Raw genomic sequence first — 25470 nt, 5'->3', positions numbered from 1 at the left:
GTGGCTTGTTCATGACTTGGTAAGGCTGCGGCGCCATGCGGCATGGAAGAGCCTGACCGCACTGTAGGAAGCGGTGAACCGACCGCTCAGCCAAAAGAAGATCGCCTTCTGCATGCTGTTCGGGGTCAAGAGGTCAGGCATCCCCTCGTAACTCAATGCGTGCGCGAGATCCAGACCCGCCGTCAGCGTGAACCCGGCAATCAACAGATTGCGGACAGACACCGCTTGCTCGAGAGTCCGGCTGTGCCAGGTCACCAGAACGACCAGTGATGACACGACGACCGCAAAAATCTCCAGCAGCAGATGCACATTGAGTCGATCAGCGTCGACCAAGCCATGAAGCATGGTCCCGCTGTTGAGGGCAGCAACTGCCATCGCAAGCGCCGCCAGCAAACAGAAGGCGGGAAGCTGCCAGCCGGGCAGTCCTCGATCCACATCCCGACCCAGGACGGCCGGAATGTTCATGGCCAAACTCGTGAACTGACCCGAGAGTTCCAGCGCGCAAAGAGCGCGTGACGGCGATGAGTGGGAGCGTTCATGGTCATTGCTTTGAGTCAGCGGCGGCTCGGCGGAGATCGCCCGGGGTCATACCAAACCAGCGTCTGCAGCTTCGACTGAAGTTGGACGCGTCCCGATAACCCAGTTTCCCCGCCACCTCCGCGATCGGCAGGGAGCTTTCCCGCAAAAGCGCCCAAGCCTGGCGTCGGCGACTGAATTCGACCAGTTCGTCGAAGCTGAGCCCCTCGACCCGCAGATGGCGACGCATCGCCGCGGTGCTCAAGCCCAGGCGTCGCGCCAGTTCGCCTTGCCGGAACTCATGATCCGCGCCACCCTTGACCAGCAGCGTGCTCAATCGAGCCACATGCTGGCGCGCCTCCTCCTGCTGACGCAGGAGATCGTTGCAGGTGCGCAAGGCGTGGCGGTACTCCATCGTGTTGGCCGTCGCCTGCGCTTGGTCCAGCAGCCCCGCGGGCAGTTGCACGATGGCCCCGGAACCAGGCGTTGGCGCCGGCATGCCCCAAGACTTTGCCGCCGCGATCCACGCGCGTCCGACTTTGGGTCGGGGCAACTCAAACGCGCAGGAACTCATGGCGGCACCCTTCGCAGCCGCCAGCAAACCCAGCAGGTTCGCCAAGGCCCACTCGAGCAGGAACAACTCGTGCTGGCCCAGGGCCAGCGCTGGCCGCACGGCCAGCACGCCGCTCGTCCGCTGGTCCTCCAGCGTCAACTGCAAGGCCCGGGTGCGAAGGAGATAGAAGCGGATCAGATCCAACAGGCCCAGGCGCAAGGTGGGCGCGCTGGTCAAAAGGAGCACCAGGGGCCCATGAGCGCCGGGAGGTGTGCCCAGTGCCACTTCGAGCGCTAGGTCGTCACGGGGTAGCGACGCTTGGAGCGCGTCGATCACCCGGCACAGCGCCCCCAGGGCAACGGGGCGATCCAGGGCCATCTCGGTCAGCCCGGCCTGGCGCAAAAGGCCGCCAACGCTCAGCCCCTCCGCCTCGGCCTTTTGACAGAGCTGGCGCAAGTACTGCTGGTTCACCGTGGTGGCCAGCGCCGAAGCGCTGCCCAGGCGATCGATCAGAGCCGGGGAGATCACGATCCAAGCCCGTTAGTTGGAACGGATCAAGCCCATGTCGGCGCCGCTGATCAGGCGCTCGATGTCGGTGACGATGAGCAGGCGCTCGCCGTCCGCGCCGCTCAGGGAGGCCAAGCCCTGGATGAAGTCGCTGTCGATCTCTGCCGTGAAGCTGGGGGCCTCGCGAATTTGCTCGGCGCGGAGTTCGACGACATCCCTGACGGCATCGACGACCACACCGATCACGCGCTGCGCCACGTTGAGGATGATGACGACGGTGTTGCCGTCGTTGTGCACGTCCTCCAGACCGAACTTCAGCCTCAGGTCCACGACGGGGACGATGACGCCCCGCAAGTCGATCACGCCGCGGATGAAGGCCGGAGCGCCTGCCATCCGTGTGGGCTCGGTGTAGCTGCGGATCTCCTGCACCTTCAAGATGTCGATGCAGTACTCCTCGCGCCCGACGCGGAAGCTCAGGTAGCCCCGCGTGGATTCATCGGCGCCGCGAGCGGAGGACCGCTCGGCGCGGTGCTCGATGGGCAGGAGGCCGACGCTTCGCTCTGGCGTGGGAAAGGTGCTGGTGTTCATCGCAATGCCTCGCTGTTGCGTCAGAAGGAGGTCCAGTCGCCGTCATCGGCGGGAGCGCTGCTCGGTTTCGGCGCGCGGCCCATGCTGGTGGCGCCCACGCTGGCGGCCGGGGTGTAGGACTTGCGGGCAGGCACCGACGCCGACCGGACCGCTGCCGGCTTCTTGGTCAGCCCGGCGCTTCGGTGGCTGGTCGCCAGGTCGCCGTCGCCCTCCAGGCGGAACACCGATACCGTCTGCGCCAACTGGCGCGCCTGTTGCTGCAGGCTGTCCGCTGCCGCGGCACTTTCTTCCACCAGCGCGGCATTCTGCTGGGTCACCTGATCCAGCTGGCTGACGGCTTCACCAACCTGACCGATACCCTTGCTCTGCTCGCTGCTGGCCGCACTGATCTCGCCGATCAGATCAGAGACCCGGCGGACCTGAGAAACCACCTCACCCACCGTGCGGCCGGCTTCTCCGACCAGGCTGTTGCCCGCCTCGACGCGCTCGACGCTGGCGCCGATCAGGCTTTTGATCTCTCGCGCCGCATCGGCACTACGTTGGGCCAAGGTTCGCACCTCGCCGGCGACGACCGCAAAACCGCGACCCTGCTCGCCAGCCCGCGCGGCTTCCACCGCCGCATTCAGGGCCAGGATGTTGGTCTGGAAGGCGATGCCATCGATCGTGCCAATGATGTCGGCGATCTTCTTGCTGGAGTTGGTGATGTCTTCCATGGTCGACACGACCTGGCTCATCACCGCGCCACTGCTTTCGGCGATGCGGGCCGCGCCATCGGCCATCTGGGCCGCCTGGCGGGCCGTGTCGTTGTTGTGATTGACGGTGGCCGTCAGCTCTTCCATCGACGCGGCGGTCTGCTGCAGATTGCTGGCCTGCTCTTCGGTGCGCTGGCTGAGATCAGCATTGCCCTGGGCAATCTGGCCGCTGGCTGTCGCCACGCTCTCGGCATTGCCACGCACGTTGCCGACGATCTCCACCAGGGATTCGTTCATGCGCTTGAGCGCGCCGAGCAACTGTCCTGTCTCGTCCTGGCGGGTGACGTGGATCTTGACGCGCAGATCGCCTTCGGCAACGGTTTCGGCCACCTTGACGGCCTCGTGAATCGGCGTCACGACCGACTTGGTGATGAGCCATGCCAACAAGGCGCTGGCGACGCTGGCCACCAGGGCGACCGACCAGAGAATGATGCCGGCGCGCGCCGTCTCCTCGGATGCCTCCTTGCTCGATGCCTTCATCAGCTCGACCTGAAAGTCGGCAAAGGCATAGAGCGTCTTCATGTAGGCCAGCTGCGCATCGCGCATGCTGCCGAGCAAACGATCCCGCGTCGCGATCGCGTCCTCCTTGGCGGCCAACTCCATGACCTGGTCCAGTTCGCCGTTGAAGCGCTGACGCTCGGAACGGATGCTCTTCATGAACTCACGACCCTCGGCTGTCGTGATCTGCGGATCGAGTTCATCGAGGATCTTGTTGTTGTCCGCGCGGGCCTTCGCAATCTCCCGGCTTTGCTCCGCTTTCTTGTCCGCTTCGGCAAGCAAGGCCATGTTGCGCACCGCCCGAGCGATCAGGTTCACGTTGTCGATGGCTTCGTTGAGCTTGAGAACCTTGGGAACGCGGTCAGCCGTCGCTTCGGTCAAGCGCCTGTCAATCTGTCCGATCTCCAGCCAGCTCACCAAGGTCACGACTAGCAGCGCCGCGATCAGGAACGCGAACGCAGCGCCGAGTCGGACGCCGATCTTCATGTTTGCAATGAGGTTCATGGCTTCAGCCAAAGGAGTGATGGGAACGCGGTACGCACCGCGCCGTTGCAGGCCCAACATTTGTTTCTCTCTTCCGACCGACCTTGTTGGGGGAGATCGATCGGCAATGAACTCATTGGCCCTCAGCCGCTGCGGCAGGGGCTTGCGTTGGATCAAGATTGATCGTCGTTTGGTTGAATCTTTGAGCACAACCAAAAGACGATTCAGCATCGTGCCAACTAGTGCCTGTTCACCCTGCCTCAGCCCATCTGCGATGAGCGCGAGGCAGATGAAGGCCTGGAACATGGCATTGAGCTTCCCGAATCTGGAGAAGATGCGGCGGTAGCCATTGAGGCGACGGAACTGGCGCTCATCCGCCATTTCGTGGCCGGAGGTAATACTGAAGCAGATGCCGCCAGCATGGTTCGGCTGCATCGTGTGTCGATGGTCTGGCGTTCCCACTGGGTGACGGATCGGCTGCGATCTGGAGCCCTCAAGGCTGACACTTTGACGCTCGTTGTTCTCGCAGCTGTCGGGACGCTCACCAAAACCTGCACGGGAAGCGCCACCAGTGGCCTGATAGTGGAGCTTTGGGCGCGGTCGGGCCCGAAATGCCCCCCCTTTTGCGGGCCCTTCGCCGTTTTCTTGCGTTTATGGGCAAATCGCTCGCAAAGCCTGCTCTTCCTTGTAGCCCTCGCGCAGCCGGTGGATGGCCAGCTGCGTCTGCTGGGCCGGCGTCTTGATCGGCACAAAGCGCATGTACGGGCGGGCCGCCGCATCGTTCTTGCCTCCCTTGCCTGCCATGCGGTAGGGCGTGACGAAGTGGCTGGCGATGAGCCGCGCATCCAACACGTAACCGCGCAGCTTGCGTGCATTTGTGGGCAAATCGCCCACAAAGCCTGGCGCCTTGATTCACAAAACCCGGACGGACCGGGCTGGCTCCAGCTTCACGGGCCTGCCTCACTGGACTGCGGCGCCGGTCCACAGCCTCGCCACTCGCTGACCCCGTCTGGAGCAGGCCGCTCCACGGCCGAGCAGCGTTGTTGCGACAGATCCGAGCGCGCCACGGGTTCTGACGCTAGAAATCCCAGCTGAAGGTCGTGCCGCTATCCTTGTGGGTGATGATCACCCGGGCGCGGGTTGCGCTGCAGACCCATTCCTGCATGTCGAAGGGTGGAACTGTGCGCAGTGCCCGCGGGCTAAGAACCGCTGCGCAGTGCGTCCCTGGACAGCGCACCGACTCGTATCGAATCCACTCAACGCCATGAACGCGTGCCTCGGCGGCGACTGCCTGTGTGCTGCTGTAGTCGGCGCCGTGTGTCCACTGGGCGCGCCCTGCATCCCAAGGGGCTTCCGTCAGGTTCAATGACTGACCTTGAACGCGTGTCTGGAAAAGTGTGTGCAGCGTCAGCAGTCCGTCGGCATCCTTGGCCAAGCCGGCTGAGTCCAAAATGAAGCGGTGGCGCCAGTAAGCCAGCTCGGCGCACACGGTCTCCACCGATTCGGCGCCGTACCAGATGCCGGCCTCGTTCGGGCGCCGAAACCGCGACGGGTAGGGCGAGGTGTATCGAAACGGTGTGAACAGCAAATAGTGAAGCCCCTCGCAGCCCTCAGGCAGCGGGGGCTTCGAAACCTCCAGCATTTCTTCCAATGCGTCGTGTTCGGCGCCGGAATCGACAAGCCGCCATGTGGCGACTTGCGCTTGGCTCTCCACACCTCGCCAGGCTGTCATCTCGGCCGGTGCGCAAGCCTGGAACCAGTCCGGAGCCCAGGCGAACGGAGTTTCAATTGGCGCAGTCGCCATCAGATTGGAGCGCGCATGCCGTCGAGGTAGGCCAGCGTGCGGCCCAGGCCTTCGGCCGTGACGATGAGTGCTGCCGGCACACCGTTCAGGGCTGAGTTGTGCGACGTCATCCAGGTCTGGCGCTTTGCGGCGTCGCCGCCTACCAGCGCGTCGAGCGAGCGAAACACTCGCACCAGCATCAAGCTGAGTTGTCCTTCCTTGGAGGCGGGATCAATACCACGCTCGCCTTTCAGGATGCGTGACACCGTCGGCTCACTGAACCCGACGGTCTGTGCCAGCTCTCGGCCGTTCAAGCCCAGGGCTTCGGCGGCACGTTGCGTGGCCTTGCCCAGCACATGGGTGCGGTCGACTTCCATCACGGGGCTGGCTTGCATGGCTCTTCCTTGGGCGCTCTTCTTTCTGCGGAAAGAATACTACCCCAAAATCGAATCTTTCTCCGCGCAAAGGCGTAGCGAGAAGCCAACTGACGTTCTCCACCGCGCTGCGTGCCAGGCGCGTGGGGCCCGGTGATGCGACAACCGCCGGCGGCACCGCTAACCGCTCTGTCGCGCAAACCGCGCCAACCATCTCACTGCACCAGGCCCACCGGCGCGCTGGCGGCGCTGAACAGCATGCGGTCGTGCCGGCGGAGGCGCTGAGCTTCAGCTTCTACGCCGCCGGCCCGATGAACGGCTAGGCGCACCATGTCCCACGAAAGCAAGGGCGGTTCAAGACGCGTGTCCGACCCCAGCTCCAGCAGGGCCCAAAACCACGCAGCCAACTCGGTGTTCACGCTGGCGCGTTCCCGCAAGGCGTTCGAAGTGTCCGGGTTTTGTGAATGACGCCGTGAACTGTCCGGGTTTTGTGAACGGCGGGACTCTGGCCGGCGCGAAATTGCTGCCCTGTGGCGCCCCTTTGTGCGATTTTTTGCGTTTGCGGGCAAATCGCCCGTAAAGCCTGGCGCCTTGATTCACAAAACCCGGACACTTCCTGGTCAACGAGGCTTGTTGGCCCGCGCAGGTTCACAAAACCTGGACATTTGAACCGCCGGGGGCGGGATAGCCCTCCCCTCCCCGAGGTATCGAAGGGGCGGAACGGTTCCTCACTGCTCGTTCCGCACCTGGGCAAGCGCTGCCAAGATGCTCTGCGACGAGTGGGGTACCGTACCCCACCCATGGCGCTGGCATGCCCGCTGGGCCAGGAACGTCTCAGCGTATGGTGGCTCAGATACTCGCGCCCGGAGCGGCCCAGCACGGGTGCTGATTGGGTCGCCTCAGGGTCAAAGGGTATTCCCTAGTGTAGTACGGTACTAAACTGCCGGTTCCGCTCCGCCAGGGTTCCACTCGATGCCAAAGTTCAATGTATTGAACTGGCCCGCCTCCTGAGATCTCGGTATCTCGACCGCCCCCCCCCGATGTGCGCCGCCACGTCGTTTGAGCGACGCTGCGTTGCCAAAGGCCCCGGCCGCACCGGCAAGCACCCTTGCCATGTCCTGCCCGGTTGAGCCGGCTCAACCGACCCCATTGCGCAGCCCATCCCGGCGCCTTGTCCCAAGGTGTTTAACCGTTAAACACCGTCGGCGGCTCCGGCCCGCCCTCCCCGTCTTCCCGGCCTCAGACAGTTTACCCGGGTAAACTTTTCGGATTTAGCCTATAGATAACTTCGGTTATTGATAGGCATAATCCTGCTGTCAAAACCACCCTGCAGCGGCGCCCTACCCTGTTCCTCAGGCATGACAAGGACTTACGAGCGCCGGCTCGGCCCGCACCACTTCGCCTACCTGCGCAGCCTGGCCGAAGGTTTGCCCCGCGAAGACGCGGCCCGGCGGTATCTGGGCATGGCCCACGGTCACGAGCTCGTGACCCTGCATCGCCAACTCGTCGACCAGCTGCGGGCGCTGGCGCGGCGTGCCGGCGACTCGCGCTGGCGCTTGATTGGAGTGGACCTAGGGTCCCGAGCGGATGCCGGCGAGGGGGCGTTGTACGGTACAACGGGGGAATGTGGTACGGTACCTCACCCCTGCCCTACCCTCTACGAGTGGGCCGAGGCCGAGGGCCTAGGCGACTGGAGCCAAGACGAACTGCTCGAGATGTACGAGCAGCGGTTTCCGGCCGAGGATCCTCGCGAGGCGCGCAAGGCACGCCGCAACGGCCGCTTGCGGGAGCGCCAGCTCGAGGTGCTCGCCGAGCTCGCAAAGCTGGCGTCCCAGCCCGCCCTGGCCACGGACCGTATCGATGCCTGGTTCGATCCGACCACGGCCGAGCGGCTCATGAGCGCAGGCTGCCTGCTCCTGCAGGACCTGGTGCAACGCATCGCCGACAGAAAGTCCTGGTGGAGCGGCGTTCGCGCCATAGGCCAGGCCAAGGCCCGGCGGATCGAGGCGCACCTGGCAGCGCTGGTCCCCCGCTCCCCAGCGGGCCAGCGAAAAGTTCAGTTGACTGAACTGGCTGATGCGACCGAAAAAGTACAGTCAACCGTACTGATGAGCGCGGCCGGCTTACCGCTGCTCCTGCCCCGCTCGGCACATGCACTGGACGGCGCCAACGGCTCCAACCGCTCTCCCCTGCCCCCTCGCGTGCCCGCAAGCAACGACCTGGAGGCCATCGATTCGTGGCTCTCCAGCACCGTCGGCAAACCCGGCGAGCCCGGTCACAACGCCATCACCGAATCGACATACCGGCGCGAGGCTGAACGCTGGCTGATGTACTGTCTGTTCGAGCGGCGCAAAGCCCTTTCTTCGGCCGACCCGGAAGACTGCCGGGCCTACATGTCTTTCCTGAACAGTGTTCCTGCGCATTGGATGTCGCGGCGAAAGGCGGCGCGGCTGGATGTGGCGGCCGGCTGGACGCCATTCCGGGGTCAGCCCGGCTTGGCCAGTCGACGCCTGGCCGTCAAGGTGATCCACCTGATGTGCAACTGGCTGACCGCCCAGCGCTACCTGGACAGCAATCCCTGGTCGGCTGTTAACCGTAGCTTGGTCGACGGCAACGAAGTGGCGCCGGCCCCCACCAGCCGGGCTCTGACGCCTGCGGCCTACCAGGCGCTGATAAGCGCCCTACCCTGCCCCGAGCTGCCAGGCGAGACGAGGAATGGGTTTGTGGTGACGTTCACGCGCTTCACAGGGCTGAGGGCTACCGAGCTGCTCAATGCCAAGGTGGGGGACCTGAAGCCGCAGGACTTTGGCTGGCAGCTGGACGTGGTCGGAAAGGGTCGCAAGCGCCGGATGGTGTCGGTCCCCTCTCCGGCCCTCGAGGTGTTGGAACAATACCTATCCGCGCGCGGCTTACCCGCCGTGGGTGACTGTGAACCCGACGTTCCTTTGCTGGCGGCCCATGACGATGGCAAGCGGGCACCGACCTACAGCGCGGTGCATAAGTCCTTGTCGACGTTTCTGCGGCGCGCAATTCGGCGAGCAGATCTTCCGGAGCGTGAGCGCGAACGGGCCCTGCAGGCCACCCAGCACTGGCTGCGGCACACCTTCGCTACACGGGCTGCGGAGGCTGGCGTTCCCGAGGACGTGCTGATGGCAGAGATGGGACACTCTTCCAGAGCTACGACTGCCGGCTACTACACGGCGCAAGATCGACGTCGGCACGAAGTGATGGAGCGCGCGGCAGCCAGTCAACGATAGCAGTCCGGGTTTGACTGTCTCTTGTGGCATGGGCCGGCCAACGACAAAAAGGGGTGGAACCGTTCCACCCCCTTGTGCCGACGCTCTCTGCGACTAGTTCTTTGAAGTCGAAATCTTTGACAAAAAGCCCTCCACCAGTTCTGCGAGTGCTCGAAGTTGAGAACCAGGAACGACTTCAGACGCGAACGCTACTGTTGTCCTTCCCCTTGAGTCGACTTCAATGGTTGCCACTGGCTTTCCTCCGCCTTCGACGACGATGGGGGCGGGTAGAACCGTTCCACCCCCCTGCCCTTCAGACTTCAGCAGCACATCGAGCACCTCCTTGCCAGAGCGCGTTGCACCCATTTCGCGCGCCTTCAAGGCGCGCGCTTTGAGCCCAATCGGATCCTTGTCATTCGCATCTGCCAACAATTTGGCCCAGCGGAACTGCAGGTCCAGAGGAGAAGCGAAAGCCGCGATGACCTCCGAAGGCAATCTAGCCAGTGACAACGCCTTCCCCACCTGGGCAAGGTCAGCCCCCACCGCGTCAGCTAGCTTCCGATTCGACGGGAATAGTCCGCGGTCCAACGCCCGTTGATACATCCTGCCCTGTTCCAACGCACTCAGGTTCTTGCGCCCCCTGTTCTCCCGGTCCATCTGAACAAAGAGGTCGGCCTCTCCGAGGTTGTCGATCAGCGCCAACACCGGAAGGCCGAGCTCAAGGCAAGCCCGATGGCGTCGATGACCAAAGACGATCTCGTATTCGTGACCTTCAGTGCCGGGTTTAACCACACGAACTTTGATGGGCTGAACGTTTCCGCCAGCGGATGCGATCTCGGCTTTGAGCTCAGCGTACTCTGGTCCTGAGAAGTTGGACTCATCTCGATTCGCCCAGGTACTCCAACCAATGCATGCTGGGTCAAGTTGTCGCGCTGCCTTTGCGCCATCCCATGCCTTGAGTTCCTCCTGCAGTTCTGTGGCTCGTGCTGCGGCATCCGCAAGTCCGGCTACGCGTTCCTTCAAATCCTCGTTCTCACGCAGCAACTCTGACCGCTGATCCGCAGCCTGGGCCATCATGAGACCCGGCGCTGTTTTGGGCTTGCTCGCACCGCCAACACCGGCTTCCGGCAACGAGGAAGCGGCATCTGGCAAAGAACCAAAATTGATCCGCGAGGCTTTGTCCTTAAGACTCATTTCAAGCTCCATCCATCCCGGTTTGTTGCGATGCCCAGACTGCCTGAATCTGCTGCTCAACAAGTTCGCACATCCGGTCATAGGCATCGCGAGCGCGTGAGAACGTCTTCGCGTTCATCGCACCTCGCGGAAGGTCATAGACCGTCCCAAACTCGGCACTTGCAGTAGCTGTCACCGCAGTCTTCGGAATTTCAATCGGCAGCACCTTGTCGCCATAGGCCTCAATGACCCACTGCCGCACAACTGTGCTCGCCGCATCAGACGATTCAACACGGGAGAGAAGGACATCAATGAACTCGAATGACTTGTCCTGTCCGCGAGCTCTCACCAACTGGTTGCACAAGTCAGAAAACAGGTCCCAGAACTGTGCAGAAGAAGCGAAATCGAGTGCCGACGGCGGCAACGGCATGAGGACACCGTCTGCGGCCATCAGCGCATTGATCGTCACGTACGAGAGGGCGGGGGGGGTGTCTATGATGATGACGTCATAGTCAGCCCGCGCCTGGTCGAGTCCACGGTCCAAGACTCTCCAGAACTCAAAGCCGGGATCCTTCGTCTGTCGAGCGGGAAGCGCAAACTCAGCCCCGAACAGCAAAGGAGCAGCACATACAAGGTCGATTCCCGGCCAATACGTAGATCTAATTGCGTAGCCCAGGTCATCATGCTCGCCGCCAAACAAGAGCATCGCAGTGTGCTCAGCGTCGACCTCGGCATCAGGAAGAACGCCAAACAGCGTCGTAGCGGATCCCTGCGGGTCCAAGTCAACCAAGAGCACCTTGTGCCCTCGCATTGACAGTCCTTGAGCCAATGTCACTGCGGAAGTTGTCTTGGCTACCCCACCCTTGAAGTTGGCTGCGGTGATCGTGACGGCAGCACCGCCTGACGGCTTCAAATGATCAGCCCGAAATGCTCGGACCCACTCCTGAGCTTCCGCCATAGTCCATTCACGGCGATTGCCGTTCATCGACCCGGCCGGAAGGTCACCACGGGTCTGTCGATAGGCAACCTTGGACTTGTCGACCTGGCAGAGCTGAGCCAGTTGCAACGCACTCAGCGCCGGCGCTGATTTTGAAGCGGTAGGAGACAACATTGCAGCTCGAATGTGTCCCATCATGGCCGCTACCCTGGCCGCTTGCGTCTCGATGTCTGCCAGACTTTGGCGCCGGATCGTCTGCTTAATGTCCATGCTTTGCTCGTGAGAAAAATCGCTTACATGCGATTATGCGGCACACATGCGCAAAGTCGCATGAGCATTGAAAGACTGCTTGGTGCAGCCCAGGACTGCTGAGCACCACGACCTCAAGACTGGCTGTTTGGCCTTTAAGTTGACTCTCAATCCTCGAGATTTAAGAAGATCTTTAATTCATTAAAGAGATTACGCCTTGTGGATAAATTGAAAAAGTCCTTGATAATCAATTGCTTGCAGTCACATTGACTAGTAGATCGTCCGTGTTCTACCCGGATGTGTCCGTGTTCTACCCGTTTCTGTCCGCTATTTACCCGTCTGCTGTCCTTGCCCTACCCGGCGCGTCCACAGACCTCATCAATCGGCAGTGGACAACTCAATAACGATGAATTGCCGTCGATGTCCAGCATCTAACCGGGTCTCCAAAGCGTTTGGATCGAGTCGCTTTGGCGAACTGTCCAGGTTCTACCCGGTCAAGAAGAGGTGCAGACTCAGCAGATAGGGCGGAAATGTCCGCGTCCTACCCGGGCAATCTAGGCCGCCTTGGGGTCGATTCAGCGTCCAAATGCATGTGGACATACAATGAGATATGGACGTCATCGCGACACAATCGCTATCGCCGCCAGAGCTGGCAACAGGGGAGGGCGCCGAGCTACGTAAGCCGCACGAGATGATCGTGATGGTTCCCAGATCAAAGCGTGTGACCCTCACTGGGCGTCGGATCTACAACGCCTTGATGCAGGTTTCGCAAGCGCGCTTGGCAGCGATGGATACCATGCCAGCCGCGGACTACATGTTTGAAGCACCATTGCCGGCCATCCTGAGGACGACTGGTTCGTCAGGCGAGGACCGGACTGCGGCCAAGAGGTACCTCAAGGAGATGCGAGGCCTGGAGGTCGATTGGGAATCCACAGCGCCTGGCGACGGGGTCAAATGGAGGGGCTTCTCGATGCTATCGGAGGTCGCCATCGAAGTTCGAAACGGTGAGAACTGGGTCTCTTGGTCGTATCCGCCAACCATCATGGCAGCCCTTCGTGAACCCAAGAGGTGGGCACGAATTGACCTTGATGTCCTTGCCAGTCTGGGGACCTATGCGGCCGTTGCGTTGTATGAGATTTGTGCCCGATATCGGGACAATCCTGGCGGCGTAACGAGTCGGAAGCCTGTGGCTTGGTGGGCCGACGCACTGAGCCAGGTGCCTGCTGGGACTGAGCGGCGAGAGTGGCGAAAGTTTAAGAACGAGCGACTCAAGTCCGCGATCGACGAGATCAATAGTGAGACCGACCTAGAGATCGAGTTGATCGAGCACAAGCAGGGCAGGGCGGTTGTCGAGGTGCAGTTCGCGGTCCGTCGAAAGCGGGTGGCGCCAAAACTTCGCCAAGCCAGCGATGTCGTCGACGCTAACCTCGTTCTTCGTGCCGAGTCACTTGGTATCAGAGAACTGAAGCTCGAAGGGTTGATCAAGGAATTCAGTGAGGACGCTGTTCGCGTCAACATCGAAGTCCTCGAGAAGCGGGCAGCCAACAACAAACTGCGCGAGGTGGATAACGCCTACTCCTACCTCAGGTCGTTGCTTCGCAACGGAGGCCTAGACGCCAACGATCCACCGGTCAAGAAGGGGTCGCGCGATGTCGAATCAGAACTCAGGGACGAGACGATTAGCGCGAGCGAACTGACGGCAGCTCAGGCCTATGCTGCACGCGCTGAGGCCGCCGTACCTGTGGCGGAGTGGGTTAACGCGCGCATGGCTTCGATCCGAGAGGAGTTGCTAAGCCTAAGCCCTGAACGTAGGCAGATCTTCGTCGATGCGGCCATCGAGGAATTGACGGGCAAGGGGATGATGACCGCTGTGATTTCGCGGCGCGTGGCACAGGGCGACGTTCTTCACGGCATGGTGGGTGCGGTCGTTCTAGGCCACTATGCGCGCGCCGTGTATGGACCCGACTGGGATAAACCGGACACTGAAGACATGTTCGGTATGCGGTCAGCCAACGCGCCTTGAGAGTCAAGTTCCTTGTCGTTCAAAACTTCGAGCGGAAAGGGGCTTGGCCAACCCAGTTTAAAACCACGAGAGACCTGCTACGCAAATTCAACCGACATCACCGCTGCCATACCTGTACTTGCGCAGGGTGTTGAGGCTCGCAGCGAACTGACCCGTGGGTCAAATTTAGATCGGCGCCAACACCTTCCCAACAAACCGCACATTTTGGCCCCATGCTGACGGTAGCTCAATCGCGCGATTTTAGATAATACTCCGCTCAGGTAAGTAGCTAGTCCCAGCACGCCTTTTTCCGGTCAGCCGGAGCAGGGCACTCGCAACCAAGCGATTACGGTTTGAGGAGACAGCGTTCAATGCATGCGACGACTCCAGCGAATAAATCGCTGCAACGGCCGAACTCAGTGCCGAGCTTTTTCCGCCATCACGGGCTCATGGCACCCGGCATCCGTGCCTTTCGCAAGATCGGGTTTTCTGCCAAGTCCGCGTGGGTCTCGCTGGCCTTCTTGGTTCCCATCCTGATCCTCTTCACCGCGTTGCTGCTATCGGCTCGCCAAACCATCGCCTTCTCCCAGAAAGAGCGCATCGGCGTTGAGGTTTCACGTGAGCTTCTTGCTCTGCTGGGCGCAGCCCAGAACCAGCGCCGCGCGGCCGCTGCGAACGCGACCGATTTGCCGGACGCCCAGCGCAACGTAGCCGTTGCTTACAAGAAGCTGGAAGCGCTCCAACAGCGCTACGGTGCCGAACTGCAGACCGGCTCTGCCTGGAAGGATGTGGAACGCCTGCAAAGCGAAACGTCCGCGCAACCGGTGCGCGGCGACATCACCGCAACCTTCGACGCGCATTCCCAGTATGTAGATGCGCTCTTCCGTCTGTTGGAGGACGTGGCGGACAACTCCCACCTCACGCTGGACCCGGATGTCGACACCTACTACCTCATGGATGCGGCCACCGGCAAGTACCCGGCGGTGATCGAGCAACTCGGTCGCATGAGGGGTCTAGGCAACGCGTTCATCCGCGCCGGCTCCAAGACCAAGGAGCAGCACGACCTCGTGAATCGCGCTCAAGCACTGGCTTTGGTCAGCAAAGCGGGCGTTGACAAGGCCATCAAGCGAGCGATTTCTGCTGATCCCACCTTGGAGTCCGAGCTTTCGGCTTCCTCCCGGAGCCTCGAACTCGCCGAGGCCTTCATCAAGATGGTGACCGACCAAGTGCTGGGCGAGGCACCGTCCGGAGACCCTGTGGCGTATGTCAAAGCCGGCAACGTTGCCGTCGACGCCGGATACGAAACCGTGCAGCAACTACTGACGGCGTTGGACAAGCGACTTGCCGTGCGCATTGCCGGCTTGGAACGCACGCTCTACGTGCAACTCGCGTTCGCGCTCATCGGCATTGCCGTGGCGGTCTACTTGCTCGTGGCGTTTTACAAGGTCACCCAAGGAGGGATTGCGGAAGTCGCTCGTCAACTCGACCAAATCGCCGAAGGCAACCTCACCGCCGACCCCCGCCCGTGGGGCTCGGACGAAGTCGCCCGCTTGATGAACACCTTGTCTTCCACCCTGAAATCGTTGCGGCAGATCGTGGGGGAGGTTCGGGCAGGTGCAGGCGAGATTCAGACTGCAAGCCAAGAAGTCGCGTCGGCCTCGCTGGACTTGTCACGGCGTACAGAAGAAACGGCGAGCCATCTTCAGCGCACCAGTTCTGCGATGACCCAGATTGGCTCGACCGTGGTGCAAACCGCTCAAACGGCGCAAGGCGCCTCTGGGCTCGTGTCGGATAACGCTGCGGTTGCGTCCAAGGGCGGGCAAGAAGTGGGCCGAGCCGTTGAGACGATGGGCAGCATTCGCGAGTCGTCCACCAAGATCGCCGACATCATCGGCACCATCGACAGCATCGCCTTCCAGACCAACATCCTGGCGCTCAATGCTGCTGTGGAGGCGGCACGAGCCGGCGAGCAAGGACGCGGCTTTGCGGTGGTCGCTAGCGAGGTTCGGGCCTTGGCCCAAAGGTCGTCCAGCGCAGCCCGGGAAATCAAAGCCCTCATCGGGACCAGTGTTACCCAGGTGGAGGCGGGCTCCGCCGTCATCGACCAAGCGGGCAACACGATGCGCGAGATCGTCACCAAGGCCAACGACGTCAAACATCTCATCGCAGAGATCAGCGCCGGCACCCGCGAGCAGACCAGCGGACTGGCCGACGTGATGGCGTCCGTCGAGCAGCTTGACGCGATGACCCAGCAAAACGCAGCCTTGGTGGAACAAACAGCCGCTGCAGCGGCATCACTGCGAGATAGCGCTGACCGAATGAGTCAAGCGATGTCGTTCTTCCGGACTGCGTGATGGACTGAAGCGAGATTCAGCAAAGACGTCCCGAGTTGCGTCCAACAAGCTTCCGACAGAGCAGCTGCAATTTGCAAGTTGGCGGGAGCGTAAGCCTATAGGAGGTCGCCTAAGAATGGATCCTTTGAGTAGTTCATTGGAGGTCGTGGACCAGATCCTAGAAGCCACACCAGCAATTGGAGGACGCATCGATTCCACGGGCAGGATCCGATTCGCCAACGGGGCTCTTGCGAAGAGTGCCAAGCAACGACCCGAGGATTTGGTTGGCCGCTCGTTGGCTGATCTGGTCTGCATCAATTGCCAGAAAGTGGTCCTGCAGAACTTGACCACGGCACTTCAGGGCAGGAAGGTCAGCGTGGAAGCCGACATTTGTCTCGGCGCTCAGGATGTGCCCGAAAGCATGCAGTTGCGATTCGAACCGCTCATGGGGGCTGGTTGGTCGTCCGAAGGCCTTGTTTTCTTGGGTGAATCATTTGCCCGGGGCGAGCAGTCATCCAAGGGTGACAGCTGGCCGAACAATTTGCTCCAGACTTTGAATGAGCACGCCATCGTGGCAGTTGCCGATCTCCAGGGCACGATCACCTACGCAAACGAGCGCTTTTGCCAGATCTCTAAGTACACGAAGACCGAGCTGCTTGGGCAAAACCACCGCATCCTCAAGTCGGGCCATCACGACGCCCACTTTTACGAAGCCATGTGGACCACCATCAGTGGCGGTCAGACTTGGCGTGGTGATGTCTGCAACCGCGCCAAGGATGGGTCGCTCTATTGGGTGCATACGACGATTGTTCCGTTCCTCGATGGTCACGGACTCCCGGCCCAGTACGTATCGATCCGAGTCGACATCACAGCGCTAAAGGCGGCCCAGCAACGAGCCCACCAACTGGCCTACTACGACCAGGTGACGGATCTTCCAAATCGGCGATCTCTTCGAGAGGCCCTGGCCGAACGCAAATCCCCGCTTTTCGGGAACGGGACTGGCGCACTCGTGTTGATTGACGTCGACAACTTCCGAGTGATCAACGATGTGCATGGTCATTTCGCGGGTGACGCGTACCTTCGCAGTGTGGCCGGACGCGTTGAGGGCTTGCTTAAGGAAGGCCATCTGCGCAGCAACGTTTTTCATTTGGGCGGTGACGAATTTGTCATCCTGACGGACCTGCAAGGCCTGGACCTCGATTCAACCAACCTGCTGATGACTGGACTAATCACGGGCTTGCAAGAGGAGCTTTCCAACACCCACCGCATCAGCGATGGCGGCAGTTTGGTCGACTTGGCATTGAGTTGCAGCTTGTCTGCTGGGGTAGTGTTTTTTGAAACCCCTCTTGCGGAACAAGTAAACCTGCTTGAAAAGGCAGATGTTGCCTTGGTCGAAGCCAAAGACCGCGGCAAGAACCAGGTCGTTTACTTTGACCAGCACCTTAGAGACCAATTGCAAGAACGCCATGAACTTGAGAAGGACCTGAGACAGGCGCTTCACCAGGGGCAGTTCCATTTGGCGTACCAGCCAATCGTGGACCAAGGCAATCATGTGGTGGGCGCCGAAGCGCTTATGCGCTGGACGCATCCTGACCGAGGAGCCATTTCGCCAGGGGTCTTCATCCCTTTGGCTGAGCAAATGCGCCTCATCAATGCCATGGGCTGGTGGGTGATTGAGCAGGCGTGCCTACAGCTCCAGGCTTGGCAGGCGAATCCGGTGACCTGCGATTGGTGGGTGAGCGTAAACGTGAGCGCTCGGCAATTGAAGGATCCCGCCTTTTTGGATCAATTGATGCAGTTTGTAAAACGGCAACAGTTCCCCCTACAGCTTTTGGCGCTGGAGTTGACAGAAACCAGCTTGTTGGACGACTTGAGCTCGTGGACGCTCGATTCGCTCGCTCAGCTGCGTGATTTGGGCATCCAGTTGGCCTTGGATGACTTCGGGACGGGTTTCTCATCGCTGATGTATCTAAAAGAATTGCCGCTGACCAAGATCAAGATCGATCAGTCGTTTGTCAGAACGTTGCTGGACAACCCCAAAGACCAGTTAATCACTCAGTCCATCCTCACCTTGGCAAATGGCCTCGGCCTCGCTGTCGTGGCGGAAGGCGTTGAGACCGAAGAACAGCTTCAGTACTTGAAGTCTGTGGGCTGTCCCTTGTTCCAGGGGTATCTTTTTAGCCGTCCAACGTTTGCCGAACGCTTGCTCACCTTGGTGCTGCCAGATCGAACGCTTCTGCCTAGCCGACCGAAGTAGTAGGCAAGCCACTCCCCGACTGTCCCTTTCGCTACAGCCAACCAATGAGCACCCAATGAGACTGAACGAACCGGTGACGCAGCGCGATTACGACTTCCCGAGCGATCACACCCTGGTCTCTGTGACCGATCTAAAGGGCCGAATCACTTACTGCAATAAGAGCTTTGTGGCGGTCAGCGGCTATACCGAGGAGGAGTTGCTCGGGCAGCCACACAACTTGCTGCGCCATCCTGACATGCCCGCCGAGGCTTTCCGGGACATGTGGGAGACGATTCAAACCAAAGGTAAGCCATGGACGGGTCTGGTCAAGAACCGCTGCAAAAACGGCGATCACTACTGGGTCCGCGCGAATGCAACACCGGTTCGGGAGGGCTCACGGATCGTGGGCTACCTGTCGGTACGTACCAAGCCGACGACCGCTGAGATCCAAGCGGCGGATAAGCTCTACGCCACCATGCGCTCGGAGGCGGCTCGCGGGCAGCTCGCCACCCGGCTATCCGAAGGGCAGGTGATCCGCACCGGTGTGCTGTCTGCTTTCTTTGATCGCCTCGGTTTTGCCGATCACGGCGCGACGGTCCTTACCGTGCTGATGGCAAGTTGCGTTCCGCTTGCCATGCTCCTGACCGGGCTTCCAACTTGGTCCGCGGTAACGGCCTCCGTTGTGGCTTCCTTCGGTCTTGGAACGTGGTTGTCCCAACGCCTTCGTGCACCTCTAAGAGAGGTGATCGATGCGGCCAATCAGATGGCTGCGGGCGACTTGTCGAATGCCATCGCGATCACGGGCCACGGACCTGCAGCCGAGCTGCAATTGGCTCTGGCGCAACTGAACGTCACGGTCCGAACCATCGTCCGAGACGTTCGTGAAGAGATCGAGAACGTCAAGAACTGCACCCACGAAATCGCCACCGGCAATCTGGATTTGTCAGCGCGTACGGAAGCTCAGGCCAGTAACCTTGAGCAAACAGCAGCTTCCATGGAGGAGATAAACGGAACCATCCAGCAGACAGCGGGCACGGCATCCGAAGGCGCCAAGTTAGCGGCCGAAACGTCGCAGATTGCTAGTCGGAGTCACGGGGCAGTGGCGGCAGTTGGCGAGACCATGCGGGAAATCTCGGCGTCTTCTGCGCGTATCGGGGACATCATCCAAGTCATTGAGGGCGTGGCATTCCAGACCAATATCCTGGCGCTCAACGCTGCAGTTGAGGCCGCGCGTGCTGGAGATCAGGGCAGGGGCTTTGCCGTGGTGGCCTCAGAGGTCAGGGCGCTGGCGCAGCGCACCACCAGCGCAGCCCGGGAAATCCGAACCTTGATCGAAGAGTCGCGTGAGCGAGTCCATGCAGGTGAAGTGCGAGCCACTGAAGCGCAAGGCAGGATGGACGAAGCCATGGCCTCGGTGGAGAAAGTGAATAGTCTGCTTGGAGCAATCAGCGCTTCTTCGCGTGAGCAGTCAATTGGCGCCGCACAGGTCAGTGAAGCCGTAGCTCAACTCGACACCATCACCCAACAGAACGCTGCGATGGTGGAAGAATTGTCCGCGGCAGCAGCCTCTCTGGATGCGCAAGTTGGTCGCGTCAGTCAAACCATTCGCGTATTCAAACTGGCAGCGAAAGATAAGACGCTTGCCGAAGAAGATGCAATCGCATTGCGCCGCCGAAGCAAAGGCGAGGCCCTTTGATTTTGAAGCTGCAGCGCTCTACCTAGCTACGATTTCTGAAGCTGACCTTGCCCCCGATTCCTGGAGTTCATAGCCCCTGACCACAATCGTGAGATGGAGCAAGGAATGACAGACAAGCAGGTTCGCGGGAAGTACACGCAGGAGTTCAAGTTCGAGGCCGTCAGGCAGGTGCGGGCTGGACAGTCAACCGGGGCAGTGGCCCGGGTGCTGGGCATTCCAAGGCCAGCCTGAGCAACTGGGTAAGGCAGGGGGAACGAGGGCAGCTCGGCGGGATGCAGGTCGCAAGCAAGGGCGCGCCGGTCAGCCCCGAGCAGATGGAGATCGCCCGTCTTCGCGCTGAAGTGGCGCGCTTGCGCATGGAGCGAGACATCGCAAAAAAAGCCGCGGCGTACTTTGCGCAGGACGTCTTGCAAAGTACGCCTGGATCCGCTCGATGAAGGGCTGCTGTGACCTGCCCCCTCCCGCCGTACCACCAAGGCGGAAGTCCAGGTTGAAGGTTACTTGATCTCTTTGCCTGAAGCCGGTGTTGGCGAGTTCTTGCTGCGATGGCGCTGCGCAAACTCCGCCGGTGGGATGCGCCCCAGGCTGCTGTGCGGCCGCACCTCGTTGTAGTCCTGCCGCCAAGCCGCAATCGTCGAGCGCGCCTGCGGCAGGCTTTCGAACCAGTGCTCGTTCAAGCACTCGTCGCGGAACTTGCCGTTGAAGCTCTCGATGTAGCCGTTCTGCATGGGCCTGCCTGGCTGGATCAGGATGTGCCGAACGCCATGGGATTGCGCCCAGGCGATGAAGGCACGGCTGGTGAACTCCGGCCCGTTGTCGGTGCGCACCGCAGCGGGATACCCCCGAAACATCGCCGCCTGATCCAGCAGCCGGGTCACGTACTGCCCCGAGATGCCGTAGTCCACGGCGATGTCCACGCACTCGTGCGAGAAGTCATCGGCCACGGTCAGGCACTTGATGCGCCGCCCAGTGGCCAGGCTGTCACTGACGAAGTCCATGCTCCACACCTCGTTGACGTGCGAAGCCACCGCCAGTGGCATGCGCTCGCTGAGCGCGCGCTTGGCCTTCTTGCGCTTGCGCACGGCCAGCTGCGCCTGGTTGTACAGGCGATAGACCCGCTTGTGGTTCACGCCGGGGAAGTCCAGGCGCAGCAGGTCGTGGATGCGGCGATAGCCGAAGCGGCGCCGCACCTGCGCGATCTCGATGATCCTGGCGCTGAGCCGCTGTGTCGCTTCACTGGGCACCGGCGGGTTGCGATAGCTGTCCCTGGAGAGCCCCACCAGGCGGCAGGCGCGTCGCTCAGACAGGTGATGCAGGTCGATCATCCTGGCTGCCGCTTCGCGCCTGGCCTGCGGGGCTAGGGCTTTACGCCGAAGACATCCTTGAGCGCATGAATGTCCAGATGCGCCTCGGCCAGCAAGCGCTTGAGCTTGGCGTTCTCGGCTTCGAGCTCACGCAAGCGCTTGGCGTCCGTCGCCTGCATGCCGCCGAACTTCGCGCGCCACTTGTAGAACGTCGCATCGCTGAAGCCGCCCTGCCTGCACAGCTCCTTGATCGGCATGCCTGCTTCGGCCTGTCTGAGGAAGCCAATGATCTGCTCCTCGGTGAATCTGCTCTTCTTCATGTCCGTCATTCTCCTGGTTGACGGACTTCACTACCTTTACGTTGGTACGGCTGGGAGGGGGCAGGTCAGCTGGCCCATCACGCTGATGTGCGAGGTGCTGGAGCTCAGCCCCAGCGGCTACTTCAGCTGGCAGGCCCGGCGAGACGTGCAGGCCGGCCAGCCTGGCCTGCGTCTGTTGACGCTCGCCGAAAACTGACCCACGGGGATGCGGACAAAAACTTGGACTGGTTATGTGGCGATGCCCAGGCGCCGCCGATGCTGGGCGGGGCTGCGAAAGCCCAGTGAACTCTTGAGGCTCAACCGCTACCGCGATGGAATCTCCGGCCGCCAAACCTTGATTGCGTGCCCTGATCGCCGACCGGATGGGTCCTGAAGGAAGACTGGAATTTCACATCCAGTCGGATCTTGCACACGTTTGTAATACCAGCGCCAAGCGATGCCTTCAAGTTCCGCAGACTCGGCAAGCCCAGCCTCCCAAATCTTCTCAAACAAGCCTTCCATGTACCAGCGCTTGAACTTCAGATGAATGGCGCTCGAACTTCCAAATGGTTCGTTGGGAAGCGACTTCCATGCGCACCTGTGCTTCAGTACAAAGAAAATCCCTTCGAGAACGATCCTATCCGGCTTGCTAGGGCGGCCGGTGCGGGCTGGCTGGCTTACGACAGCAACTAGAGGTTCCAACTGGGCCCAGAGGGCATCAGACAAGTGCCATGGGGGCGGCAATTGCGGATCGAGCTCTGGCGTTTCCCACGTGCGTCTTCTTTGGAGGTGACGGAAGTGATGAAGCGTTTCCTCGTCCGCCGGCAGTAGGCCTTGATTCTTGAGCTTCGGATCTTGCATGGATAAAGCTCAAGCAATCAGCTCTTGGATGGCCGGAGATGCGGCGCCAACAAGACGTAGGGTTCGACGCCGAGAGCGTCAGCAATCTTTTCGATATTATCGATTGAGGCGTTGCGCGCCTGTCGTTCAATGTGCGCTATGAATGTCCGATGTAGGCCAGCTTCAAATGCAAGCCCTTCTTGAGACAGGCCGCGCAAGGTTCTAAACGCAATGAGATTTAGCGCCAACGTCTCTCGGGCGCTTTGGCGAGTCCTAGGACTTTGAGCATCTGTTGAATTCACCTCAACAGTTTCTTAAATCAAATATAGAACGTCAGCCGCGTTTAAGTCACAATTTTTAATGGGCGGCGTCCATTACTGTGCGAGGGGAGGGCGCCCAGAGATCAAAAGGAAAAATAGGAAAACGGATCTGGATTTAAGTCTTCCTACAAGCTTATTCTCAGGCTGTACCCAAATTCAATTGACGGATCAGCTTTGGTCGAAGCGTGACTGAAGACGGAAATACTGCTATAGATCTGACGAAATGCTCTGAGATTTTGCGGATAATTGCCGATTCGCCAGGAGCGCTTTCGGGTCAAGTACTGCTAAATTGTTGAGCGGATTGAGTAAAGACACGTAAAATGTTTGCGAGCACTCACTTCGTATGTGGAATTAAAGCCAAGGAGTTGCGTTTGCTGATAACTTAACTTATGGGAGTGTCGGTTGCCGACAGAAATTCAAGGCCCCATCCGTAAACACCTAACGCATTGTTCCTTAAAGAAAAAGACCGGCCAGTTTCCGCTTCGTGTTGGCAATGACTCTGCTCTCTGTCGCGAGCTCATCCGTAAACAAATGACTTTCATCTGTAAACTCAACGCCTGTCGAACCATATGAAGACGAACGCCTAAGAGTTCATCCATCAAGCGCACTGGACGACTGTCGAGCACAAGTCATTGCTCCAATGGATGATCCGAAGGCGCGGGCCGTTCATCAAAATCTTCTTCGCAGGAATACTATTCGGGGGTTCATGAGTGGGGAAAATTATATTAATTTACAACTGACCGACCAATAGTGTTCGATACGAATTTCAATCCGCATTGAGTCAAACTCTGTGGCAAGACTGCTGCGATAAATATTATGTTCGCGACATTTCGTCACAGAAAAATCGTCATGCCCTCGACTTAGCTGTCGCGCAAGATGCTCGCGAAGCACCAATTGACGCCTAGAATTTCACTAGTCAAGACCGCTGCATAACTTCCCTGATGCGCCGTAACCGCCTATCAGGTGCAATCGCCGCATGGACAGTTTCTTCCTGATGGGCGCCAGGCCTCTGGTCCAGGACTCGCCAACGATGAAGTTGTCGGACCTGCAAAATCCATTTCCACGCGGGTCGCTGTCGGATCGGCCCCGACGAGCGGCGCGCGGTCATGATGGGCGGAGCAGCGGCCGACGCGAAGGGGCAGCATTGGCGCCGCGGGCGCTGCTGAACTCGGCGATGGCCGCGGCCAGCCAGGCCTCCCATACGGCGATCAAGGCCAAGTAAACGTGCTTCAGGCCGCCGGCCTGCAGCTGGCGCCGCAGCGCCCGCAGCAGCCAGCGAATGTTGAAGCCGGCCGCGCACAGCACCGCGTGCAGCGCATCCCCTTCGCTGCCCTTGAGCCAGCACTTGTCCATCCGATGGTCGTGCTTGGTGTGGCCGATGGTCGGCTCGATCGCCTGCCGGCGCTTGAGCCAGCGCCTCTGCAGCGCATTCAGCGACTTGTACTTTCCCCGGTGAATCAGCTCCACCGGAGCGATGTCGGCATCGACGCCGCGGTAGCCCAGGTCGACGACGGCCACCTTGGGCTTGACGCCGAGGTCCTGCAGCAAGGTGCTGGTCTGCTCGAGCTGCGCGCTGAGTGTGTGGCCGTCGAAGGGGTTGTCGGGGAAGCTGCGAGCGCCAACGATCAGGCCGCTCTTATGTGCGACGGCCAGGCTGACCTTCACGCCGAACTCGTAGGGCCGGCGCGCTTTCCCTTTCGAGATGCATTCGACCTCGGGCGCGTGCAGGGCGTACAGCTTGTTCTTGTCGTGAGTCCGCTGGCTGCGGATGCGTTCGGCGCGTTCCAACCAAGGCTGGAGCTGGTCCTGTAGGACCTGGGCCAGCGTCGTCATCTTGCGCTGCACTTCGCGCAGCAGCACCCCGAGGATCGTGCGCTGGCGGCGCACCACCTGGCGCAGCCGCTTGAACTGCTTGGCATGGGCATAGCCGCCGGCACGCCGACGCAAGCTCTGGCCCTCGCGCTCATGCGTCATCTTGAGCTGCAGGCCCGCTCGCTTGGCCAGGCGGGCAATCTTGGCCCGCGCGACCTCCAGCAATCGGCTGTCCGTCGGGTGGGCGATGGCCTTCTCCTGCACCGTGGTGTCGACCGTCACTCGCTCCAGCTCGATGGGTTTGACCGCCTTCATCGCGACCGCCGCTTCGATGGTGGTCTTGAGCAACTGCTCTACGCCGGCTTCGCCCAACACGCACCGGAAGCGCCCAATCTGCGTGGCGTCGCAGGGCAGCTTGCTCTGGTAGTACTCCATCCCGCTGAACAGCTGCCACACCACGTTCTCCGACCAGCGCTCGACAACGGATTCATCGCTCTCGTTGAACGCGTGCTTGAGGTACAGCAGCGCCACCATCAGCCGGATCGGCAGGCGCGGCCGGCCTGCGCGGCTCATGCCGCCGGCGGCCACCACCAGCGTGGTGGCCAAACAAGTCGGCGTCCTCGCGGGACTTGCCCATGCGGGCCTTGCGTGCGAACAGCGGAGCAAGTGACGCTTCAATCTGCGACCAGGGCATGCGCCGGCCGAGAACCGCGAGTGGATGGCGGGGATCCACCATGCCATCCAGCCGTGCGCGGAAGAAGTCGTCGGTCGCCATTGCCAGCCCTCTAGAACTCCCAGAAATCAATTGCCATTGAATTTGATTCTGGGAGTTCTGACCATCGGCATTCACCCGGCATCACCAGTGTTCATGCGGGTTCCAAGCGTTTTGCAGGTCCGACTAAGGAAGGTCTGCAAAACCCCGCCCACCACGGTCGGTGGAATTCACAGTGAGACGTGATTTGCGAATCACTGGGTGATT

General features: G+C 60.7%; 18 protein-coding genes and 3 pseudogenes. 7 read left to right on the top strand and 14 right to left on the bottom strand.

The genetic code is table 11. The annotated features are described in order from the left end of the window. Positions 1–9: 9 nt before the first annotated feature. The 8 genes and pseudogenes from J7U46_RS22830 to J7U46_RS22795 form a co-directional block, all read right to left on the bottom strand. Positions 10–465, bottom strand: coding sequence for an MASE3 domain-containing protein (locus J7U46_RS22830; protein ID WP_282829557.1), 456 nt, complete (start codon positions 463–465; stop codon positions 10–12). Between the two features lie 76 nt (positions 466–541). Beyond that, positions 542–1597: an AraC family transcriptional regulator gene (locus J7U46_RS22825; protein ID WP_282829556.1), complete on the bottom strand. Its 1056-nt coding sequence runs from the start codon at positions 1595–1597 to the stop codon at positions 542–544. 12 nt (positions 1598–1609) lie between these two features. After that, the gene (locus tag J7U46_RS22820; RefSeq protein WP_282829555.1) at positions 1610–2164 is read right to left on the bottom strand and encodes a chemotaxis protein CheW; all 555 of its coding nucleotides are present in this window, start codon (positions 2162–2164) and stop codon (positions 1610–1612) included. Between the two features lie 20 nt (positions 2165–2184). After that, positions 2185–4332 (bottom strand): methyl-accepting chemotaxis protein, encoded by a 2148-nt coding sequence (locus tag J7U46_RS22815; protein ID WP_282829554.1) that lies wholly within the window; start codon positions 4330–4332, stop codon positions 2185–2187. Positions 4333–4572: 240 nt separating this feature from the next. After that, positions 4573–4737: pseudogene (locus J7U46_RS22810) on the bottom strand (IS110 family transposase); the annotation flags it as partial. 238 nt (positions 4738–4975) lie between these two features. Further along, the gene (locus J7U46_RS22805) at positions 4976–5701 is read right to left on the bottom strand and encodes an RES family NAD+ phosphorylase (RefSeq protein ID WP_282829553.1); all 726 of its coding nucleotides are present in this window, start codon (positions 5699–5701) and stop codon (positions 4976–4978) included. Next, the gene (locus tag J7U46_RS22800; protein ID WP_226882582.1) at positions 5701–6075 is read right to left on the bottom strand and encodes an antitoxin Xre/MbcA/ParS toxin-binding domain-containing protein; all 375 of its coding nucleotides are present in this window, start codon (positions 6073–6075) and stop codon (positions 5701–5703) included. Before J7U46_RS22800 ends, J7U46_RS22805 begins: the two co-directional genes overlap by 1 nt. A gap of 194 nt (positions 6076–6269) precedes the next feature. After that, on the bottom strand, positions 6270–6473 hold the full coding sequence (locus J7U46_RS22795) for a hypothetical protein (protein WP_282829552.1): 204 nt from the start codon (positions 6471–6473) through the stop codon (positions 6270–6272). Between the two features lie 939 nt (positions 6474–7412). Between J7U46_RS22795 and J7U46_RS22790 the strand changes: the two genes are divergently transcribed. Then, complete coding sequence (locus tag J7U46_RS22790) at positions 7413–9311, top strand: tyrosine-type recombinase/integrase (RefSeq protein WP_282829551.1); 1899 nt, start codon at positions 7413–7415, stop codon at positions 9309–9311. A 93-nt stretch (positions 9312–9404) separates the two neighbouring features. On the opposite strand, the gene J7U46_RS22785 is transcribed toward J7U46_RS22790, so the two are convergent. Together J7U46_RS22785 and J7U46_RS22780 are read right to left on the bottom strand one after the other, a co-directional pair. Continuing rightward, on the bottom strand, positions 9405–10484 hold the full coding sequence (locus J7U46_RS22785) for a ParB/RepB/Spo0J family partition protein (RefSeq protein WP_282829550.1): 1080 nt from the start codon (positions 10482–10484) through the stop codon (positions 9405–9407). Between the two features lies 1 nt (position 10485). Further along, a complete protein-coding gene (locus tag J7U46_RS22780; RefSeq protein WP_282829549.1) occupies positions 10486–11670 on the bottom strand; it encodes an AAA family ATPase in 1185 nt (394 codons plus the stop codon). A 589-nt stretch (positions 11671–12259) separates the two neighbouring features. Here J7U46_RS22780 and J7U46_RS22775 point away from each other — a divergent pair. The 5 genes and pseudogenes from J7U46_RS22775 to J7U46_RS22755 all read left to right on the top strand — a co-directional run. After that, positions 12260–13672 (top strand): replication initiation protein, encoded by a 1413-nt coding sequence (locus J7U46_RS22775; RefSeq protein WP_282829548.1) that lies wholly within the window; start codon positions 12260–12262, stop codon positions 13670–13672. A gap of 350 nt (positions 13673–14022) precedes the next feature. Then, complete coding sequence (locus J7U46_RS22770) at positions 14023–16005, top strand: methyl-accepting chemotaxis protein (protein WP_282829546.1); 1983 nt, start codon at positions 14023–14025, stop codon at positions 16003–16005. Between the two features lie 115 nt (positions 16006–16120). Continuing rightward, positions 16121–18241, top strand: a complete 2121-nt coding sequence (locus J7U46_RS22765; RefSeq protein WP_282829545.1) for a bifunctional diguanylate cyclase/phosphodiesterase — start codon at positions 16121–16123, stop codon at positions 18239–18241. 55 nt (positions 18242–18296) lie between these two features. Further along, complete coding sequence (locus J7U46_RS22760; protein WP_282829543.1) at positions 18297–19916, top strand: PAS domain-containing methyl-accepting chemotaxis protein; 1620 nt, start codon at positions 18297–18299, stop codon at positions 19914–19916. Positions 19917–20021: 105 nt separating this feature from the next. Continuing rightward, positions 20022–20355: pseudogene (locus tag J7U46_RS22755) on the top strand (transposase); the annotation flags it as partial. 58 nt (positions 20356–20413) lie between these two features. Here J7U46_RS22755 and J7U46_RS22750 read toward each other — a convergent pair. Next, positions 20414–21540, bottom strand: a protein-coding gene (locus J7U46_RS22750; RefSeq protein WP_282829542.1) for an IS3 family transposase whose coding sequence is annotated in 2 segments (ribosomal slippage) — positions 20414–21291 and positions 21291–21540 — 1128 coding nt in all. Because the reading frame shifts where the segments join, the coding sequence is not laid out codon by codon here. On the opposite strand from J7U46_RS22750, the gene J7U46_RS22745 reads away from it, so the two are divergent. Continuing rightward, a complete protein-coding gene (locus J7U46_RS22745; RefSeq protein WP_282829541.1) occupies positions 21539–21736 on the top strand; it encodes a hypothetical protein in 198 nt (65 codons plus the stop codon). The two genes, J7U46_RS22750 and J7U46_RS22745, sit on opposite strands and share 2 nt — an antisense overlap. Before the next feature lie 107 nt (positions 21737–21843). Here the strand turns inward: J7U46_RS22745 and J7U46_RS22740 are convergent, their stop codons facing one another. The 3 genes and pseudogenes from J7U46_RS22740 to J7U46_RS22730 form a co-directional block, all read right to left on the bottom strand. Then, positions 21844–22380: a transposase gene (locus J7U46_RS22740; protein WP_282829540.1), complete on the bottom strand. Its 537-nt coding sequence runs from the start codon at positions 22378–22380 to the stop codon at positions 21844–21846. Positions 22381–22397: 17 nt separating this feature from the next. Further along, a complete protein-coding gene (locus tag J7U46_RS22735) occupies positions 22398–22661 on the bottom strand; it encodes a helix-turn-helix transcriptional regulator (RefSeq protein ID WP_282829539.1) in 264 nt (87 codons plus the stop codon). 1122 nt (positions 22662–23783) lie between these two features. Beyond that, positions 23784–25272 (bottom strand): annotated as a pseudogene (locus J7U46_RS22730) (IS5 family transposase). Between the last annotated feature and the right edge of the window lie 198 nt (positions 25273–25470).

The sequence above is a fragment of the Pelomonas sp. V22 genome, from assembly GCF_030014915.1.
In the GTDB taxonomy this organism is placed as follows: domain Bacteria; phylum Pseudomonadota; class Gammaproteobacteria; order Burkholderiales; family Burkholderiaceae_C; genus JAUASW01.
The sequence above is the reverse complement of the archived record's forward strand: the minus strand, read 5'-3'. Positions and strand labels throughout refer to the sequence as shown.

Coding starts and splice junctions, on each gene's coding strand:
- J7U46_RS22820 (WP_282829555.1), bottom strand. CDS start 2,164: ATGAACACCAGCACCTTTCCCACGCCAGAGCGAAGCGTCGGCCTCCTG.
- J7U46_RS22780 (WP_282829549.1), bottom strand. CDS start 11,670: ATGGACATTAAGCAGACGATCCGGCGCCAAAGTCTGGCAGACATCGAG.
- J7U46_RS22765 (WP_282829545.1), top strand. CDS start 16,121: ATGGATCCTTTGAGTAGTTCATTGGAGGTCGTGGACCAGATCCTAGAA.
- J7U46_RS22740 (WP_282829540.1), bottom strand. CDS start 22,380: ATGCAAGATCCGAAGCTCAAGAATCAAGGCCTACTGCCGGCGGACGAG.
- J7U46_RS22760 (WP_282829543.1), top strand. CDS start 18,297: ATGAGACTGAACGAACCGGTGACGCAGCGCGATTACGACTTCCCGAGC.
- J7U46_RS22775 (WP_282829548.1), top strand. CDS start 12,260: ATGGACGTCATCGCGACACAATCGCTATCGCCGCCAGAGCTGGCAACA.
- J7U46_RS22790 (WP_282829551.1), top strand. CDS start 7,413: ATGACAAGGACTTACGAGCGCCGGCTCGGCCCGCACCACTTCGCCTAC.
- J7U46_RS22830 (WP_282829557.1), bottom strand. CDS start 465: ATGAACATTCCGGCCGTCCTGGGTCGGGATGTGGATCGAGGACTGCCC.
- J7U46_RS22785 (WP_282829550.1), bottom strand. CDS start 10,484: ATGAGTCTTAAGGACAAAGCCTCGCGGATCAATTTTGGTTCTTTGCCA.
- J7U46_RS22815 (WP_282829554.1), bottom strand. CDS start 4,332: ATGCAGCCGAACCATGCTGGCGGCATCTGCTTCAGTATTACCTCCGGC.
- J7U46_RS22770 (WP_282829546.1), top strand. CDS start 14,023: ATGCATGCGACGACTCCAGCGAATAAATCGCTGCAACGGCCGAACTCA.
- J7U46_RS22745 (WP_282829541.1), top strand. CDS start 21,539: ATGTCCGTCATTCTCCTGGTTGACGGACTTCACTACCTTTACGTTGGT.
- J7U46_RS22800 (WP_226882582.1), bottom strand. CDS start 6,075: ATGCAAGCCAGCCCCGTGATGGAAGTCGACCGCACCCATGTGCTGGGC.
- J7U46_RS22805 (WP_282829553.1), bottom strand. CDS start 5,701: ATGGCGACTGCGCCAATTGAAACTCCGTTCGCCTGGGCTCCGGACTGG.